This is a genomic window from Paenibacillus mangrovi, from assembly GCF_022898935.1.
GTDB lineage: Bacteria > Bacillota > Bacilli > Paenibacillales > Paenibacillaceae > Paenibacillus_AQ > Paenibacillus_AQ mangrovi.
In genome coordinates, this window is the sequence record NZ_JALIRP010000004.1 from 164,699 (window position 1) to 183,031 (window position 18,333).

Here is an 18,333-nt window from a genome sequence, read left to right on the forward strand (position 1 = left end):
ATCTTAATATTTTTCAGTGTCCCTCTAGGATACTTCTTATTTCATAAGTTTTTCAATAATATTAATCTAACAAACGTATATGAACCATTGTTGTACTGTACTATATTTTCGTTTCTTCTGATTGGGATAATGATGTTTATAGCAGGATTAACTGAACTGAAAGCTAACAAAAAAGGCTAGCCAGCTGGAAGCCCGGGGAGTCCTTTTTGCCGTCTCCCTAAAGATGCACTTGTCTTCGCAGATGTAGTAAGTCGGGGCTAAATCCTTGTTGTGATCGGAGTAGAACAACAGGTTATTCGGTAAATACAAAAGGAAAAAACAATCAGATAGTTGCATATGATGATTATGAAGGTAAAAGTTTTGACGTTTATGATAGAGTAGGAAATATCGATGTGTATGCTGGACAAGGTACTGCTTTAGAACAAGTTGGCTTTTGTTATGCAGCATATGAGATCAAATAACCACCGCTAAAGGCTAAGAAGTTGCTTTAATGGCAACCTATTTTATTATTGACTCCCATATAGAAATTATGTCCGGTGATTGTGAGTGGGCGAATATAGACCGGCAATACCAACCAAAGAATAAATGATTTCGCAGACGGATTTTCAAAGGTTTACAGGCAGGCGAGAAGGATGTGGGCTTCGGAACTTCAGTAAAGGCCATTCGCATGTATCGGGATGATATTGACGAGACTGTGGCACATGAAATTCACAAACCGGTTCTTGACAAGAGAACCGGCTTTTTCTTTTATCGGTTTAAAAATAAATCTTATTTTTATAAGAAGTAGATCCAATCCAGGGGAAGTGGTAAAACGAATGATACAGTCAAACCTTATGATTGTGACACAATCCATACAAATTCAATCACATAAAGGGTTTAAGCTTACTTATAGACATATGTATAAAATACGAGTTTTGTGAACATGTCTGAAGAAAACCGCATAACATCGCGTTTTTACCTGTCCATATTATTCACTGCATTTCTCATCTCTTCATCTGTTAAGTGTGTATAAATCATGGTCGTCTGTATCGATGAATGCCCCAATTGATTTTTTAATCGCGGTACATCGTTATTCTCCAGGTGGTACCGTGTCGCAAAGGAGTGTCTTAAGGAATGCACCGTCAACGTCGGCTTTCCAAAAGCTGCAGCGTACTTTTCAATCAACTTCTCAATTGATCTTGGTGTTAATCGCCGGCTTTTTCCTTTACGACCGATTGGCGCTGCTATAAACAAATAATTTTCGGATTTTTCCGCTTCGTAACGCGTTTCTCTGATCTTCAGGTAATTTTCCAAATCAAGCAATGCTTGTTGGCTAAAATAAACATATTGCTCTTTATTACCTTTACGCAATACACGAACCAAACCTTTATTCACATCCAAATCATCAACGTTGATTCCTGCGACTTCAGACAATCTGAGTCCGGATCCCAGGATCAAAGATACAATCGCCGTATCCCGTTCACGATTAATTTCATGGAAACGAAATATTCTAAGGTTGGATTGATTCTGCACCCCATAATCATGGGCGACAAATTGCCGGAATAATTCAAAATCGTCTTCACGGAGTATTTTGCCTTCAATGCGGTTAGCGATCGTTTCCTGGGTTTCTTTAACGGAGTTAAATTCGATCTTGGCCATGACATTACGCTGGATATATGGCTTTAAATCCGATGTTTCCGCTTTATTTTGCAAATAATCAAACAGTGATTTTAACGCAGACAGCTTGCGGTTAATGGTGTATTTAGTATTGCCAAGTTGATACTCCAAAAACGACAAAAAATTTTCAACTTCACGAACCGTTAAACTTTCTAATGAGGTTAATGAAACTTCTTTACGGGTTGCTGCCGAAAATTTCTCCGAAACGAGCCAATCAAAAAAGATAATGTAATCGTGACAATAATTCAGGAGCGTTGTATGCGACAATTTGCGTTTACGGCTATCTATGTATTCAGAGACGTACCAAGGTAACTCCGTTAATTTATCGTCAATCCGATTCATGTAATGTGATTTTATGCTTTTATCCATAATCAGAACCACCTCCTTATAATATTATAATATAATATTCATTATTTATTCGTCAAATTATTATTTTACGTAATTATATTGGCTCGTGTTCTCTTCCTATAATAATAAGTTAAGTATATGGATAAATATGACTTCATCGGTCTATATCACCCGAAATATTTTTCATTTAATATGGATAAATATGTGCATGCAAAAAAGTCGCCATAACGAGTTTTGTGTTTATGTATAAAAAGAAAACAACTATAGGAAACTGTCGGCTCCGGCCCAGCCATATTTTTTCGAGGAATCTTCCTCAAAGTTAAAAGATCCCGCTCCCGCTCGACCTTCAAAATATAATTAATTCACGAAATTATTTTCGCCTTTGATAAATCCAAGCCAATTACAAACTTCTCTGACCTAGCAAATCCTCAATATATAATTGATAATGTCTCTCAATTACGTGTAACAATCTATGATCTTGTAAAGATATGTTCTTGTCGCCTAACATCTAACAACAATCATTTCACAAATTGTATTATACAATTTATACAATATATTTGATTATGCAGTTGATCGACCTCCCCTTCCATGCTGTTTCGAAATCCGTTTCACAAATCTTCTATTATCCTTGAAAGTCCTTAATTACATCCCCCTAATACCGGATTCTTTTTTTGATGACAAGTATGCCTGAGAGAAAGGTCCATTTGTATGAATTAGTACGATTACCTTCTCGGGCACAAAGAAAAATACATAGAATATGAAATGGAAATCTAGATAAGTCAGGAGGGATTAAAAGAAATGAGTAAAAAAACTTCATAGTGTAAAGTACCCCACGTCCAGCAATTTATAGATTTAAATCATAGAAAGCGTTTAGCCGTCTTATATCAGGACTAACGCAAGTCCTTAATTTTGGAAGGTGAAATATGAACATTTTAATGTTGGTATCACGGTTGAATATTGGGGGGACCGAAAAATATATTCTTTCTATATCCCAAATTCTACTGACACATGGGATTCGAGTGGGTGTTGCAGCTCATAAAGGACCGCTTGCAGACTCATTTAAAAGAGCGGGGATTTCGCTTCATATTTTGCCAACAGGAAATAAATTGAAACAGGTATCCTTTTTGTCCTTGATCATAGCTAAAAAAAGTTACAATCTAATCCACGCCCATGATTCCAACTCATTTACACTAGCAGCAGCCTTATCTCGACAGCATAACATTCCTTTGATCATTACAGTACATGGAACTTATCATCGTCAGAATGCCTTATTAGCTGCGGCAAGAACATCAAAACGTATAATTGTGGTATCTCCTAATCTCTCCCATTGGTTGGCTAGTAAGAAAATCCCTAAGAACAAGATCCGGGTGATCCCTAATGGGATTGATACAGCAATATTTCGTCCTTCATTGAATAAAAACCACTGGAGAAAGTCTCTTCTTTTACCATCCTCTGCTCAAATTGTTGTATATGCTGGAAGATTCTCGCCTGATAAATATCCTATAGCCAAAAACGTGATCCAAGCAGCTGAACGTATCGCTAAAAAAAACGATAAATTTATAGCTATTCTAGTTGGTCCGGGACCCTGTCGTTCAAACCTGATTCAGCTTGCGGCTACAGTCAATCATCGTCTTGGTCGAAGAGCTGTCATCATTCGTCCTCCAATGTCTAGCATCCAAAACGCCTACTATACCGCAGATGTCGTTATAGGAACAGGGCGTGTTGCACTTGAAGCTATGGCTTGTTCAAAACCCGTTATTTCTGCAGGCGTTGCAGGATACTGTGGTATTGTTCACCAGAAAAATATTAATCAGATGATTCAATACCACTTCGGTGATCATGGAGCAGTCGCGCCTATCTCAACCGAAAAGCTTTCAACTGATATAAACAAACTGTTAAGTGATCCAAACAGAGCCAGGGAATTTGGGAAAGATGGCATTAAAACAGTTAAGCGTCAATTTTCCATTAATAACGTTGGTTTTCGGTTACTCCAATTATATAAGGAGGTTATGCCGTCACATTGAAAATCAAGAATGATTCTTTTCCAACCCAGTTCGTCGCGTTATGAATTTAGGAGGGAACCAATGAAAGAAGAAACCAAACAACTTAAAGTATGGGTCATGTCTTATGAGTTTGAACCTAAAATCATCGGAGGATTGGGGATCGTCGCCACTCATTTGACGAGGACATTAAGTAAGGCAGGTATGAAAGTCACGGTTCTGTGCTCTGGTAATTCCAACCGATTGACGATATCGAACCCGAATCGCAATTTGCGTATTCTGAGATTTCCTAATAATTCGCAATACTTCAATCGCACCCAAAATTCCTTCAATGCAGACGCTATCATTCGTGTTGCGTCAAGAATGGGTTATACTAAACCAGATCTCATTCATGTGCATAGTACTGAATTTGCCAACACCGCAAAAAAAGCCAGAGATCAGTTTGGCATTCCTATTGTCTATTCGTGTCACTCAATCGCATCTCAAAGCCTATCTTCACCAAGTGGGAAAAATCAAACAAAGTTGGTTCGAATCGCAAAACGAATCATCGTTCCGAGCCATTGGCTGGCGGATGCCATTAGAAAGCATTATCCAGATGCTGCCAGTAATAAAATTACAGTCATCCCACACGGCGTAAAACCGGTATCGAAGAAGTCAAATGGTGCTCCGACTAAATTGCTTTACGCTGGGAGACTAATTCCTTCCAAAGGAATTGAGTCATTACTTAAAGCGATCGCGCTATTATCGAATGAACATAAAAGTGTTCATTTGACGATTGTTGGTAGTGGAACAAAAAGCTATCAGCAAAAACTACGGTCTTTAGCAAGGCAAGTTGGTATCACAAAACGAATTCGCTGGGTTAAAAGCAGTCCGTATAAAACGATTCAAGAGATGTATGCTTCTTATGGTGCCGTTATTGTTCCAAGCAAAACAGAATCGTTCTGTCTGGTCGCCTTGGAAGCGATGGCAAATGGTGTTCCGCTTGTTGCTACACGATCGGGAGGATTAAAGGAATTCGTGAACAAGGGAAATGCCCAAATCATTCATGCCGTAAATAGTGTGAGTATAGCCCGGGCGATCAAGGAATTTTGGGATCATCCTTCACAATCCAAGAGAAGGATGATCAATGCCAGAACTACTGCTACTCAATATAAATGGCCGGCTATCTCTGGTAAATATAAGTCATTATTTACAAGCCTTATGAAGGAGAAAATAAAATGAACGTACCCAGTATTGCTAAACAATTTGGGGTGAAAGTAAGCAAGCAAAAGAAAATACAAAAAGGAATATATCGAATTGTTACTACGGATGGTAATACGTTCAGTTTAAAGCGGATGCCAAAACAGGTTGCTCGATTTCGATGGATTGATCAAAGTTTGCTGAGAGTCCGGCGAAAAGGTTCACACCTGGCATGGCGAAATCCACAAACACCTGAAGGACACAAACCGCATGCAATTTCACCAAAAGGAGAGCTTTTTGTACTAACTCCTTGGATCTCAGGAAGAAAACCATCTCCTCACTCTCTAAAAGATATGCAAGCTTGTGGTATCGCCTTAGCACGCTTTCACAAGGCAGGTCGTGCTAATCTTATGGGAACATTCGATAATAGTGAGATTGGAACATGGTATTCAACATTTAGTTCCTGGGAACGTTCTATAAAAAACAAGATTTCAAAAGCGAAAAAAAACAGATATAGTTTGCCAATTAGCCAATTTATCAAAAAAAACGGACCGGAGATCATAGGTTATTCAATCTCGGCGAAAACTCTACTGCAAAATAGTGGATATTATACCTTCCGCCGTAATCCGCGTCATATGAAAGTATTGTGCCATGGGGACGGCGGTCCAAGCAATTTTATTCTAAATGATAAAGGCACTTACCTTATCGACTTTGAAACTTTGCATGTCAATTTGCGAGCTTACGATTTATATAGGGTCATTTATAATTCATGCAAAGATTATGAATGGGATTTTTCGATAGCTGCCGCTATTCTGGATGGATACCGTCAAGTTTCTCAACTGAATATGGACGATTACAAACTTATTCGAGTCTGGCTGCGGTTTCCATTTTCTACTTATTTAGTGCTATCCTCTTTTAAGAGATTTCCATTGACACAAAGCAGGTTACAATGGGCACTGAAATCCGAAAGAAGGATCGGTCCTTTTCTAAAAAAACTTGATAAATATGCCGTGCGAAATAGCTCCAAGAATGCAGGGCATTAGAGGTCGGTAGTTCATTAATACCCCACAAAATTCACTTACATCGCTGCTTCCGTCAAAATCTCACTTGAAATCTCTATTTTATGAATGGTGTGCAAGAAGCTGATGATCTGCAGAAGTCCTCCTGGTGTTACGCCTGTTGCTACGAAAAAGACACTGTCCCCGCCTACCATATCGTCCATATACAGCAGTTGGCTTGGGTTGGAAATCCCCATTCGGATGCAGCGTTCCGTTTCTTCCAGACCATCTGGCAGATGACGTCCCTGCATTTCCCCGCCCATACATTTGAGTGCAGCAGCGGCCAAAACCCCTTCCGGAGCCGCAGCAATTACGGAGATGGCATTGTTTAGCCCGCTTGCCACCGTTTCGGTTCCTTCTAAAGGATCCACGGCGATTCCACTCGAGGTCCGCGGCGATTGCATACTTTTTCACCATAACTTTTCCCAGTGTAGTACCAGTGCACCCACCAACACCGCACATGAATAATTTTATCTTACAGGTAAATCATATGAATTAATTAAAACGATTGACAAGGGAGAAATCAACTTGATCTATACCATATTGATCATTATTGCTGTAATTGCATGCGCAATCTCAGTATTCATGTCCGTGTCCATCATGCGTGAACAAGCAAAACATAGCAAAGATCATATTCATCCTACAGTCGCCAAGCATCCGTTAATGGCTAATGCCATTGTTATTCTCTATTTGGCCTTCCCCATTTTAGTCCTCATTGGTGGCCTGCTCTGGTGGTATATGGATGTAAAAGGACTAACTTAATTCGTTAGGAGTGTTTGTCTTTGGATAAAAAGAAATATTATGTGTCCGTACAGTCCAGAACTATTATGGAACGTCAAGATGAGGCGGCTTATGAACTTGTCATTGAAGCTACCCCTGAAGAAGCCAATCAGCTTCGTGATATATTTAGCTCTATGTATCATTTTGATATGGAAACCTATTTCCGTATGCATTACCCCGGCATTCCCGAGCATTATGACTATGATAACGATATGTACGCACGTGACGTAAAGGATATTTACCAGCTGCTCTACAAGCTTGGCACGGGCGAAACAAGAGAACATATTGAAACCATGAATGTACTGGACTAATCACTCGGCAAAAAAAGATCTGTCCTCTTTCCTTAATGGGAAGAAAACAGATCTTTTCAAAATTTCAATAGTTAATGGGTCTATTCCCCTGAAATAGTCTCGGCAGGTGACCACCGGCTCATAAATTCATTCAGTTCAATCGCTTGCCCTCCGCTCAGACGGGAGCTTTCCGCGGCAAAAGCAATCATGTGGCTGCGGACGGATGCAGCTGCTGAAGTTAGGCTCTCTAGACCGTTATTATCGCGCACCTGGTTCAGGAAGTCCCGGACAATGCCGCTGTCGCCGCCGCCGTGTCCGCTAGTCTGAACAGGGATCTCAATGGTAGTCTTTTGATGTGTTAAAAAATCATACAACGTAATGTGGTCCCCTTCACCACGCAGTTCTCCTTGAGTGCCCATGATTTGGATTCTACGTTCCTGCTCAAATGTGAATCCGCACATGCTGAACATGGCCGTCGCACCGCCTTCAAACTCCATGTTCACCACCTGATGGTCGACGACGTTATTATCGCTTCGATACACGCAGCGGCCATAGTCCGTCTCCTGCAGCCCTTTAATAATATTAGGTTTTGTCAGTTCAGGTGTAAAATGACGGGCCCAGCCCTTGAAATCATCACTCAGATAAAAACGTGGAGCAGAGTACGCACAAGTTGGCTCCACGGCACACTCCAGGCAGCGGTTTGCGGAGCCAGCAGGCGCATTTCCTTCATGGAAATGCTTCAAGGAACCAAATGAGCTGACCCGAAGACATGAACGGTCCATCAACCAGGAGAGAATATCCATGTCATGGCACGATTTAGCCAAAATCATCGGACTGGAGGTATCGGAATTATTCCAGTTTCCGCGAACGAAGCTGTGGGCAATATGCCAGTAGCCGACATTTTCGTTTAATTGGATCGATACGATTTCGCCGATACGCCCTTCCTGGATCACTTTCTTGATCGTACTCCAAAACGACGTATATCTCAGTACATGGCAGATCGTCAACAGACGATCCTGATCCTGGGCCATTCTCTCCATCTCGATACACTCCGCAGGCGATGGTGACATCGGTTTCTCCAGCATTACGTGGTATTTCTGCTTTAATGCTTGCATCGTTGGACCAAAGTGCATCTGATCCTGCGTACAAATGATAGCGATATCTGCCATTTGCGGCTCTTGCAGCAGCGGCTCCCAGGATTCATAACACCGCTCCTGAGGGATGTTGTGCTTTTCAGCAAATCTTTCCCGGCGTACCGGGTCAGACTCGGCAACAGCAACAATTTCAAGCTCATGCGGATAATCCAGAGCGTAGTTGGCATAACTTCCTCCTCTTGCTCCCGCTCCGATTACGACTGCCTTAAGTTGGTTCATGTACTTCTCCCTACCTTTATTAGAATGGTCTCCTACAGGGTGCTTCGGTAGACTTCGAGACTCGTGCTTGTTTGAATGCTCTTTGATGTTTAACAATCAGAATTCATTAAGGTTTGACATATCGCTCCGCTGCCGATTGATAAATGGCCACGTAGCGATCTACGCCCATCTTCTGCAGTGCATCCACATATTTATCCCAATTATCAAATGATTCATTGCCCGTAATGAACTTGTCTTTCATTTCCATGACATACGAATCGATATCCGTTTTAATGGTCGTCAACTCGCTTTGTTCATCCTGCGTGAAGTTGAATGCCGGCCAGACCTGATCCTGAGGCAGTACGTAAGGCTCGGCTTTCTTGGCATTCTCGACGGAGGTAGGCAGGCCTTCGGCTCCTTTGAAAAACTGTTGCTTGACGAATCCCGGATAATAGCCGCCTGGCCAAATGAGATATTGTCCGATCGCCTGATCCAAATTAAGTCCATTCGGGTTATTTTTAATTTCATCCGTATAGTCGACATTGCCGTTAGCATCTTCTTTGTAGGTTTCATCCTTCCAGCCCATAAAGAACAGCTTGATGCCCTCATCGCTGTAGAAGTAATCCATCCACCGTATCATCGCTTCCGGATGCTTCGCCTTATCCGTCAGAACGAACATGCCGATGTTGCCAAGTGGAGAACCGTAAGCGTTAAAACTCTGATCGCCATGGGGACCTTTTAATACTGGAAGTCCTACGTATCCTTTCTGATTGTATATAGCCACCGGATCAACACTGTCGGACACGCCAAGAAGTCCCTGCATCCCTTTCGAATCAACTTCTGTACTCTTGACCGATACGATATCCTGTTCCAGCAGCCCGTCTTTATATAGCTTATTCACGAACTGAAGCAGTTCCTTGTAGTGTGGATCCGTCGGAACAAACCGCACCTTGCCTGTCGTAGGATCGGTGTCCACGTTGATATTCGCGGTACCGTGATTATTTAATCCGAACGAACCTCTCAAATAGCTGAGGAGACCGTCCGTACCAACAGCTCCCCAAGCGATTTCATCCTTCTGGCCGTTGCCGTTCGGATCGTTTTCCTTAAACGCCTTCAACATGTTGTAAAGATCGTCCAGCGTCTCTGGCTGCTTGAGACCCAGCTTATCCAGCCATTCCTGCTTCACCCATGGCGTTCCGTATAAAACCGATTTGAATTCCGGATCATAAATGGTCGGCAAGCCATAGATATTACCATCCGGCATCGTAATGCCCTTGGCGATAATCGGGTATTTTTCCATCACTGCCTTGAAGTTGGGCGCATATTTGTCGATGAGATCGTTTAGTGGGATAAATGCTCCCTGTTTGCCGTATTTGAGCAAATCCGTCCGGGAAAACGCCGAAGCGTAAAACATTTCCGGATAATCGTTACCGGCGAGGAGCAAGTTTCGTTTTTCTTTCAGCGTATCTGTCTGTACCGTATCCCATTTGACATGGATATTGGTCTTTTTCTCATAGTCAGTCCACAATCTGATGTTGTTCCAATCCGCATTTGCAAAAAACTTGCCCGCAAAGGCCGATACCGTAATGCTTTCGTTCACGATCGGATAACCGGTTGCATTGATCTTGGCTTCTGTAGCCTCCTTGGCCCCGCCACCACCTGTATCAGCCGACTTACCTGAGCTGCATCCCGCCAGAACGGTAATCGTAACCATACAGGCCAGCAGCATTTTCCCCCTTTTATTCCCCTTCATCTTACGTCCTCCCTTTGTCTCAATTTATCCATACAAGGGCTACCCTTTGATGGCACCAATCATTACACCTTTGACAAAATATCTTTGTAGGAATGGATACAGGATCAGAACCGGAATATTCGCTACAACCAACACCGCATATTTAATGCCTTCTACTTCCCGCTGCTGTTTGATCGCCGACTCGGTCGACATTTTCACCATATCGTTCGTCTGTCCCTGGATCAGAATTTCACGCAGGATCAGCTGAAGCGGGAACTTGTTCTTATCCGAGAGATATAGCAGGGCACTAAAGAACGCGTTCCAGTGGGCTACAGCATAAAAGAGAATCATAACCGCAATAATCGGCATCGACAGCGGTAAAATAATACGGGTCAAAATCTTAATGTTGGAGCAGCCGTCGATCGTCGCCGCCTCCTGCAGCTCATAAGGAATGGACTGCTGAAAGAAGGTGCGCATGATGATAATGTTCCAGATCGATACGGCGTTCGGGATGACCATAACCCAGAAGGAGTTCAGCATACCAAGATCTTTGATGAGCAGATAAGTCGGGATCAAGCCGCCTCCGAAGAACATCGTAAATACAAATAGCGCCATGATCGCGTTCCGTCCCACGAAATCCTTCCGCGACAGTGGATACGCACCTATGATCGTCATCACGAGATTAATCAAGGTCCCGATCAAGGTATATAAGATCGTGTTAGAGTAACCGATGAGAATATCATGATTCTGAAATATCTTAGCGTAAGAGTTTAGGTTGAATCCTTTTGGCCAGAGTAGCATCTCTCCGCGAAGTACAGTCTGTGGATCACTAAAAGAAGCACTGAGTACGAATATGAGCGGGTAAAGCACGATAACGGTAACCAGACTAAGAATAATATAGATCGAAACATTGAAAATGCGGTCTCCACGGGACTCCAGCAGCATGCCTCTTCCTCCTCACCATAGACTTGTTTCACTCACGCGTTTTGACACCCAGTTAACGGTAATCAGCAAAATGAAATTAATGACGGAATTAAACAATCCAATGGCAGCAGAGAAGCTGTATTCGGCCCCTTGTATGCCTGCGCGGTATACATAAGTTGCAATAATATCCGAGGTTTCCATGTTTAGATTGTTTTGCATCAGGAGCACCTTTTCAAATCCAACTCCCATGATGCTCCCAAGATTGAGAATGAGCAGGATGATAATCGTCGGGCGGATGCCCGGCAAGTTAATATGCCAAATCCGCCGCAGTCGGCCAGCTCCATCCACACGTGCCGCTTCATGCAGCTGATTATCAATGCCAGCCAAAGCGGCTAAATAGATGATCGAGCTCCAGCCCATCGTCTGCCATACATCCGAGAATACATAAAGGGATTTAAACCACGCTGGTTCTGCCATGAAGTTGATCGGTTGACCTCCAAACATGGTGATCAAATGGTTGACCATCCCGTAACGGGGTGACAGGAAAATCATCATCATGCCAACAACGACGACGGTGGACAGAAAGTGCGGCGCATAGGTGACGGTCTGGACGAATTTTTTGAATTTGGCCGATTTGGCCTCATTCATCAGCAGTGCCAGCACGATCGGGATCGGAAAACCTAAAGCAAGACTATAAAGGCCGAGCCCCAATGTGTTTTTGATTAGTCGCCAGAAAAAGTAGCTGTGAAAAAAACGCTCGAAATGCTCAGTGCCAACCCAAGGACTTCCTGTAATCCCTTTGGTCGCGATAAAGTCCTTAAACGCAATTTGAATACCGTACATCGGTACATAGTGAAAAAGAATGTAATATGCGACGACCGGGAAAATAAGCAAGTATAACTGCCAATTACGTGAAATGCGGCTCCATTTCAACTTGGAGTCTCGCTTGGCTTCCGGTCTGGTACCGGCAAGCGCAGATACTTTGGCATTAGCCACGTTGAATCCCCCTTTTTTGGATAGGACATAGATGCAGCTTCATCAATAACTTTTGCGACTTTATGAAATTAACGTATTCCCTCCCATCCGCATTAAAGCGATAATTTGTCTTGAAGTCATTGATTCTATGTAAAGGTTCATGACAAACAAATGAAAACCAAATAAGTTTGGTTTAGTAAAACGCGTGGTAGCTTTTCGGAAAATGTTTGATTGGGATCGTGTGTAAGATTGGGCGGATCTATGAGGTGTGTTGAAAGTGATGGGTACGTGAAGTTTAGTGTAGAGTTAAATGTGAAATGTCATGATAACAGTAATTCAGAGTTTTTGTAAGCGCAATCAAAAGTTGCTAAATAAACAAACCAAATATAGCTCCCATCCAAATATTTGGATATACATGCCAAAACTTGATTAATTTTTCTCATCATAATATAGGGATATTTGGATTGTCAAACAATATTTTGCGATTTGTTTTGGCTTGGATTTCACAGAAATAGATAAAAAATGCAAAAACCTGACATCCATAACGAATTCAGGCTCTCTTTTGAATCGGAATTTCTTCTGTTATTTTCTTACAAAGCTAGTAGATTCCCGGATCATCACGCTCATCGTTATCCATCTTTCTCGAATAGGCGGGGCCTCCAATAAAACCAATTCGCTCATGTCCTTGTTCAATCAGATGATGAACGGCTGACCGGGCCGAGAAAATACGGTCGCAGTCGACAACAGGTACGGATAACCTTTCATCATTCCAATTGACGCCTAGTACAGCAACGTTTTCTTTTTCAAGCAGCTCTATCATTTCCTGATCATACCAGCTTATTAGCGCAACGCCTTGTATTTCTTCATTCCTAATCAGCGTTTTGATCCGATCAGAATCACTCACCTCATCCGAAGTACGCACGATTGCCGAAGGATATCCAAGTTCGTTCATCCGGTCGTGAAATCCTGCAAGTACCTCGGTAAAATACGGATGGTTCTCAATTAAATGCTGCGGGACCACACATGCAATGTGCTTGAAGGGATTCTTGGACATGTATCCAGTTCCGGAATCCTTCTGAATCCGGTATCCCAGCTCAATTGCTGCATCCATGATCTTCCGCTTCGTTTCCTCATTCACCGGACGGTCCGTATTTTTCCCTTTGGAGCCCCAATAGAAAAAGGAGCTGCAGTTCAAGTCTGCAGCTCCTTCATGATAGATATTTAGTTGAAGAACAAGATGTTATTAATCTTCAAATTCAACGTTGTGATAAACCTGCTGAACGTCTTCCAGATCCTCGAGTGTGTCGATCAACTTCTCGAACTGTGCTTGTACGTCTTCAGGAATAGTCACATTGTTTTGGGCCAGCATCGTGATCTCGGCAACGGTAAACTCCGTAACACCTGCACCTTTAAATGCATCCTGAACCGCTTGGAATTGATCCGGCTCCGCATAGACGATAACCGCTTCATCCTCTTCCACGATATCACGTACGTCAACGTCCGCTTCCATCATCAGCTCAAGCACTTCGTCGGCTGTTTTGCCTTCAACGCCAATAACGGCCGCTTGGTCGAACATATACGACACAGAGCCGCTTACTCCGAGATTTCCGCCATTTTTGCTGAAGGTCGAACGCACTTCGGAAGCCGTACGGTTAACGTTATTCGTCAACGCGTCAACGATGATCATCGAACCGTTAGGTCCAAAGCCTTCGTAACGAAGTTCGTCATAGATTTCATCGGAGTTGCCTCTCGCTTTTTCCAATGCGCGGTCAATGATCGCTTTAGGCACATTGTATGTTTTTGCGCGTTCCAGAACGACCTTCAGTGCACGGTTGGATTCCGGATCCGGCTCGCCTTGCTTGGCAACCACGTAGATTTCGCGGCCAAACTTGGCATATACACGACTTGTATTTGCGTCTTTCGATGCTTTCTTTTCCTTGATATTATTCCACTTACGCCCCATACTTTTCCGCTCTCTTTCGCTATTGATTCTATACTTCGGTCTTATAAGGCGCGATCAAGAAAATGGCTGCTCAATTTGGCCTACTATTTTCTTGATCGCGCCTAAATACACTGGTATATTATAGCTCGAAATATGCGGTTGAACAAGTTTTATGAGGAAGGATCACAGAAAGGAGATTTATCTGGAAGACATGAAGCAACAAAAAACAACCAACCGAACATTCAGGAAGGTTGTTTATAGTGTTTATATTTAATGTTATTAACTATGTGCCGAGGTCCACTCTGTTATTTGTAAAGACGGCATCCTCTTTTGACTGGAAGAAGCGGGTTCCTTTATCCGAGAAGGCTTTGAGGGATAGTATCACACACACGGCAATGCCTGCTCCTGCAGCAATCAAGCACACGGACTGAACGGAGAATATCTCCGAAAGAACGCCGACCAAGAGTGTCAGTACAATCGTAATGATGCCCTGCATCATGTCAGACATACTTCCGAATCGGCCCATTATCGACGAAGGCACATGCTTTTGGAAAAAAGTCGAATAACCCGAGCTGGCAAACGACATGCAAAATCCTAAAAGCATAAAAGCCGCCGTAGCTGACAAAAAGCCCGATGATGCATAAAACCAAAAATAACATACTGCGGTAACCGTTAGCCCTGCGCTGATAAACAGGCGGTAGGAACATTTTTTGGACAGCAGCGTCGCGAGAAAGGAGCCTGCAAGCGAACCAACCCCTGTCAAACTGAGCAGATTGCCATAGTCTTTTTCGGACAGCTTCATATGCATCTTGATGTATGTCGCTTCTTGTGAGTCGATGGAGAAACCGATCAGCATCGCGATCTGGATGAGAATGAATAACATAAAGAAGTATGTAGAGTTTTTCGTGAATTGGAGTACGATGCGCCAATCTTCCACCATGGTACGTAGTCGGACCGGTTCGCTTTTTTCCTTACGATCTTCGTCTACATTGGGCAATAAGTAGATAAGACACGCGCAGACCAGGAAGCTGGCCGCATTAAAAAGAATGCTGAAGGTTGTATTGGTCAGGTTAATTAACACTCCCGAAATAGCGGGTCCCAGCAAAAAAGCGCCTGAATTCGTCATGCTCATGATCGAGTTAAAGCGCTGCCGGCTGCTTACCGGTACAAGCTTGGTAATGTAAACGTTCGAAGCCGGGCCAAAAAAGGAACTTAAGACGCTGATCAGGAATGTAACGGCGTATATCATCCAAATCGAAGGCAGCCATGGAATCAGAGCAATTAGCAGCCCTCGGATGACATCGACGCCGATCATCAGCTTGCGCACATTCACGCGGTCAATAATGCTGCCGGACCACAGATTGGTGAGGAGCATCGCTACCGGTCTGACGACGAAATAACCCGCCACCGCAGCTGCGGAGCCTGTCATATGAATGATGAGCAGATTAATGGCCACAAAATAAATCCAGTTACCCAGATTGGAAAAACCGATGCCAAAAATAAGTAAAGCGGATTTGTTCCATTCTTTCATCTTGCACCTCATTTCTTGATGTTTCCGTTCTACCTCACAAACAGTGAATATAATCATTCAAATAGTTTACATAATATTATTTTCGTTAACTCATTTGATTTGCTTCCATTTTTTATTATGTGGAATAAACGTTTTCTTGTAAATCATGGAGTAAAATAAAACGCAAAAAGCGGCACACCTGCTCATGTTTAAGAGCGGCTGCCGCTTTTTTGTTTTCTTGCGTGCGTATGAATTATTCTTCGGGTCTGTTCCCCGCATCCATACCCGTTTCGGATACGGTCATTACCGGCTTTACGGTAAGGTCACTATGTACGCGGATCTGACAGGACAGACGGATGTTAGGCTCCGTAATCCCCTTTTTCTCCAGAATTTCAGCTTCTGCTGCTCCCTTAGGACCGGCATCGCCTTCCAGAATTTCAACACGGCAGGTCGTGCATCTTGCATTGCCGCCGCAGCGGTGCAAAATATCTACTCCGTTATCTTCCAGAGCAAGCACCAGCTTCTTACCCTCTTCGATCTCAATCGGGCCTCTGCCCTCAACAAGAATTGTTGGCATATTGTTTTTTCCCTCCTTTCATATCATCAACAATCATTATTACCTAAAGACAGCTGAAAGTTCAAGCTCATCGCTTTGGTCATATGAAAAGAATTTATCTCAGGCGGTTATGGATCACCATGCTATACACTTATCTTTTATTCGATTATAGTTAAATCAGATACTATTTATTTCCAGTCCACATATCAGGGAGGTTGTCACATGGAGCCATTTTCAAGTGATTTGCTAAACGATAAGGTCGTATTGATTACGGGAGGAGCAACCGGGCTGGGACGTGCAATGGGGGAGAAATTTCTGAATCTAGGGGCAAAACTAGCGATTACTGGGCGCCGGGAAGAGGTATTGAAGCAAACAACCAGCGAGCTTTCTGCAAACGGTTACAGCGTCTTCTACAAGCCTTGTGACGTGCGCGATCCCGACCAGATCTCCGAGCTTGTTGATGCCGTTGAATCGCATTACGGTGGTCTAGATATCCTCGTCAACAACGCTGCCGGCAATTTTATCAGTCCGACCGAAAGGCTGTCGCACCGGGCCGTCGACGCCGTCCTCAATATTGTACTGCACGGCACCTTCTATGCTACCCTTGAAGTAGGAAAACGCTGGATTGAACAAAAGCGGCCAGGAACCATGCTGAACATCGTGACGACCTACGCATCCAGCGGATCAGGTTATGTCGTGCCCTCTGCGGCCGCAAAAGCCGGCGTCCTCTCTCTCACCCGCTCCCTGGCGGTCGAATGGGCTAAATATGGTATCCGTCAGGTAGCGATTGCTCCAGGTCCTTTTCCGACCGAAGGTGCGTGGTCAAGGCTCTCTCCTACCCCTGAACTGGAAGAGAAAATGATGGACCGGATTCCGCTCAAACGGGTTGGAGACAAAGATGAGCTTGCCAATCTCGCGGCCTTCCTGATCTCCGATTATGCAGCTTACATTAACGGAGAAGTGGTCACGATCGATGGCGGGGAATGGCTTCAAGGAGCTGGGCAATTCAACGACTTAAGGCAAGTGACCGATGAGCAGTGGGATGTCCTCGCCCAAATGACCCGGAAAGGAAAATAAATGAGAACGAAGCAAGAAATGATGGATTTAGTTCTAAATGTTGCGAAAAAAGATGAACGGATTCGAGCCGTCGCCATGAACGGATCGCGCACCAATCCAAATGCGCCTGTCGATCCGTTTCAGGATTATGATATCGTCTACCTGGTGTCCGAAATGGATTCTTTTATTCAAGATCCGCAGTGGGTGGATGTGTTCGGAGACCGGATCATCATGCAAACACCGGAGAATATGGACTTATTCCCTGCATCGCTTGGTGGCCGCTTTACGTATTTAATGCTTTTTACAGACGGCAACCGGATTGATCTGATGTTGGTCCCCATTGAGGAAAAAGAGATCTACTGTCAAGAGGATAAGCTGACCGTCATTCTGCTCGACAAGGATCAAAATCTTCCTGAAATTGCGTCGCCTTCCGATGAGAAGTATTGGGTTCAGCGACCATCCGCTGCGTTTTTTGCCGACTGCTGCAATGAATTTTGGTGGGTCTCCACGTATGTGGCCAAAGGATTATGGAGAAACGAAATTCTATATGCACAGCATCATTTGCAAAATATTATGAGACCGATGCTGATCAAAATGCTGGAGTGGCAGGTTGGCATCCAAACCGATTTCTCGGTGAGCACGGGCAAGAACGGAAAATATCTGCAGCAGTATATGACAGAACAGAACTGGAATGAACTCCTCTCGACCTATCCCGATGGAAGCTATGAAAATGTATGGAAGGCTTTGTTCGACATGTGCCTGCTTTTCCGCAGCTGCGCTCTGTTTGTCGCTAAGCATTTCGAGTTTGAATATCCTCATCAGGATGATGAGCGGGTGACTGCGTATTTGAAGCATGTCCATGCGCTTCCGGCTGACGCAGTTGAAATTTTTTGATTGTTATTTTTCGAGTCAAAACATAATTAATGTTGTGAATTGTAAATGCAATAAATTATAATATAAAGCCCAATTTCTCTG

General features: G+C 43.4%; 16 protein-coding genes and 1 pseudogene. 7 read left to right on the plus strand and 10 right to left on the minus strand.

Going from position 1 to position 18,333, the window contains the following annotated elements; all coding sequences use genetic code 11:
- Positions 1 to 954: 954 nt before the first annotated feature.
- The gene (gene xerS, locus MUG84_RS11435; RefSeq protein WP_244725147.1) at positions 955 to 2,025 is read right to left on the minus strand and encodes a tyrosine recombinase XerS; all 1,071 of its coding nucleotides are present in this window, start codon (positions 2,023 to 2,025) and stop codon (positions 955 to 957) included.
- Between the two features lie 902 nt (positions 2,026 to 2,927).
- Between xerS and MUG84_RS11440 the strand changes: the two genes are divergently transcribed.
- The 3 genes from MUG84_RS11440 to MUG84_RS11450 are packed head-to-tail and all read left to right on the plus strand — an operon-like array spanning position 2,928 to position 6,226.
- Positions 2,928 to 4,028, plus strand: a complete 1,101-nt coding sequence (locus MUG84_RS11440) for a glycosyltransferase (RefSeq protein WP_244725148.1) — start codon at positions 2,928 to 2,930, stop codon at positions 4,026 to 4,028.
- A gap of 60 nt (positions 4,029 to 4,088) precedes the next feature.
- The gene (locus tag MUG84_RS11445) at positions 4,089 to 5,225 is read left to right on the plus strand and encodes a glycosyltransferase family 4 protein (protein WP_244725149.1); all 1,137 of its coding nucleotides are present in this window, start codon (positions 4,089 to 4,091) and stop codon (positions 5,223 to 5,225) included.
- Complete coding sequence (locus MUG84_RS11450) at positions 5,222 to 6,226, plus strand: phosphotransferase (RefSeq protein WP_244725150.1); 1,005 nt, start codon at positions 5,222 to 5,224, stop codon at positions 6,224 to 6,226. Before MUG84_RS11445 ends, MUG84_RS11450 begins: the two co-directional genes overlap by 4 nt.
- Before the next feature lie 53 nt (positions 6,227 to 6,279).
- Here the strand turns inward: MUG84_RS11450 and MUG84_RS11455 are convergent.
- Positions 6,280 to 6,656 (minus strand): annotated as a pseudogene (locus MUG84_RS11455) (fructose-bisphosphatase class II); the annotation flags it as partial.
- A 113-nt stretch (positions 6,657 to 6,769) separates the two neighbouring features.
- Here MUG84_RS11455 and MUG84_RS11460 point away from each other — a divergent pair.
- On the plus strand, positions 6,770 to 7,003 hold the full coding sequence (locus MUG84_RS11460) for a hypothetical protein (protein ID WP_244725151.1): 234 nt from the start codon (positions 6,770 to 6,772) through the stop codon (positions 7,001 to 7,003).
- A gap of 20 nt (positions 7,004 to 7,023) precedes the next feature.
- The gene (locus MUG84_RS11465) at positions 7,024 to 7,332 is read left to right on the plus strand and encodes a hypothetical protein (RefSeq protein ID WP_244725152.1); all 309 of its coding nucleotides are present in this window, start codon (positions 7,024 to 7,026) and stop codon (positions 7,330 to 7,332) included.
- An 80-nt stretch (positions 7,333 to 7,412) separates the two neighbouring features.
- On the opposite strand, the gene MUG84_RS11470 is transcribed toward MUG84_RS11465, so the two are convergent.
- The 8 genes from MUG84_RS11470 to MUG84_RS11505 form a co-directional block, all read right to left on the minus strand.
- The gene (locus MUG84_RS11470; protein WP_244725153.1) at positions 7,413 to 8,684 is read right to left on the minus strand and encodes a Gfo/Idh/MocA family protein; all 1,272 of its coding nucleotides are present in this window, start codon (positions 8,682 to 8,684) and stop codon (positions 7,413 to 7,415) included.
- A gap of 106 nt (positions 8,685 to 8,790) precedes the next feature.
- Complete coding sequence (locus MUG84_RS11475; protein WP_244725154.1) at positions 8,791 to 10,416, minus strand: extracellular solute-binding protein; 1,626 nt, start codon at positions 10,414 to 10,416, stop codon at positions 8,791 to 8,793.
- Between the two features lie 39 nt (positions 10,417 to 10,455).
- Positions 10,456 to 11,340, minus strand: coding sequence for a carbohydrate ABC transporter permease (locus MUG84_RS11480; protein ID WP_244725155.1), 885 nt, complete (start codon positions 11,338 to 11,340; stop codon positions 10,456 to 10,458).
- A gap of 12 nt (positions 11,341 to 11,352) precedes the next feature.
- Entirely contained in the window at positions 11,353 to 12,252 is a 900-nt protein-coding gene (locus MUG84_RS11485) for an ABC transporter permease (RefSeq protein WP_244725472.1), read from the minus strand.
- 640 nt (positions 12,253 to 12,892) lie between these two features.
- The gene (locus MUG84_RS11490) at positions 12,893 to 13,489 is read right to left on the minus strand and encodes a LacI family DNA-binding transcriptional regulator (protein WP_244725156.1); all 597 of its coding nucleotides are present in this window, start codon (positions 13,487 to 13,489) and stop codon (positions 12,893 to 12,895) included.
- A gap of 48 nt (positions 13,490 to 13,537) precedes the next feature.
- Positions 13,538 to 14,257 carry a YebC/PmpR family DNA-binding transcriptional regulator gene (locus MUG84_RS11495; protein WP_244725157.1) on the minus strand — a complete coding sequence of 240 codons (720 nt, stop codon included), beginning with the start codon at positions 14,255 to 14,257 and terminating at the stop codon, positions 13,538 to 13,540.
- 262 nt (positions 14,258 to 14,519) lie between these two features.
- Positions 14,520 to 15,767 (minus strand): MFS transporter, encoded by a 1,248-nt coding sequence (locus MUG84_RS11500; protein ID WP_244725158.1) that lies wholly within the window; start codon positions 15,765 to 15,767, stop codon positions 14,520 to 14,522.
- A 232-nt stretch (positions 15,768 to 15,999) separates the two neighbouring features.
- Positions 16,000 to 16,323 carry a 2Fe-2S iron-sulfur cluster-binding protein gene (locus MUG84_RS11505; protein ID WP_244725159.1) on the minus strand — a complete coding sequence of 108 codons (324 nt, stop codon included), beginning with the start codon at positions 16,321 to 16,323 and terminating at the stop codon, positions 16,000 to 16,002.
- 201 nt (positions 16,324 to 16,524) lie between these two features.
- Between MUG84_RS11505 and MUG84_RS11510 the strand changes: the two genes are divergently transcribed.
- Together MUG84_RS11510 and MUG84_RS11515 are read left to right on the plus strand one after the other, a co-directional pair.
- Positions 16,525 to 17,379, plus strand: coding sequence for an SDR family oxidoreductase (locus tag MUG84_RS11510; protein WP_244725160.1), 855 nt, complete (start codon positions 16,525 to 16,527; stop codon positions 17,377 to 17,379).
- Positions 17,380 to 18,252: an aminoglycoside 6-adenylyltransferase gene (locus MUG84_RS11515; protein WP_244725161.1), complete on the plus strand. Its 873-nt coding sequence runs from the start codon at positions 17,380 to 17,382 to the stop codon at positions 18,250 to 18,252.
- Positions 18,253 to 18,333 lie beyond the last annotated feature (81 nt).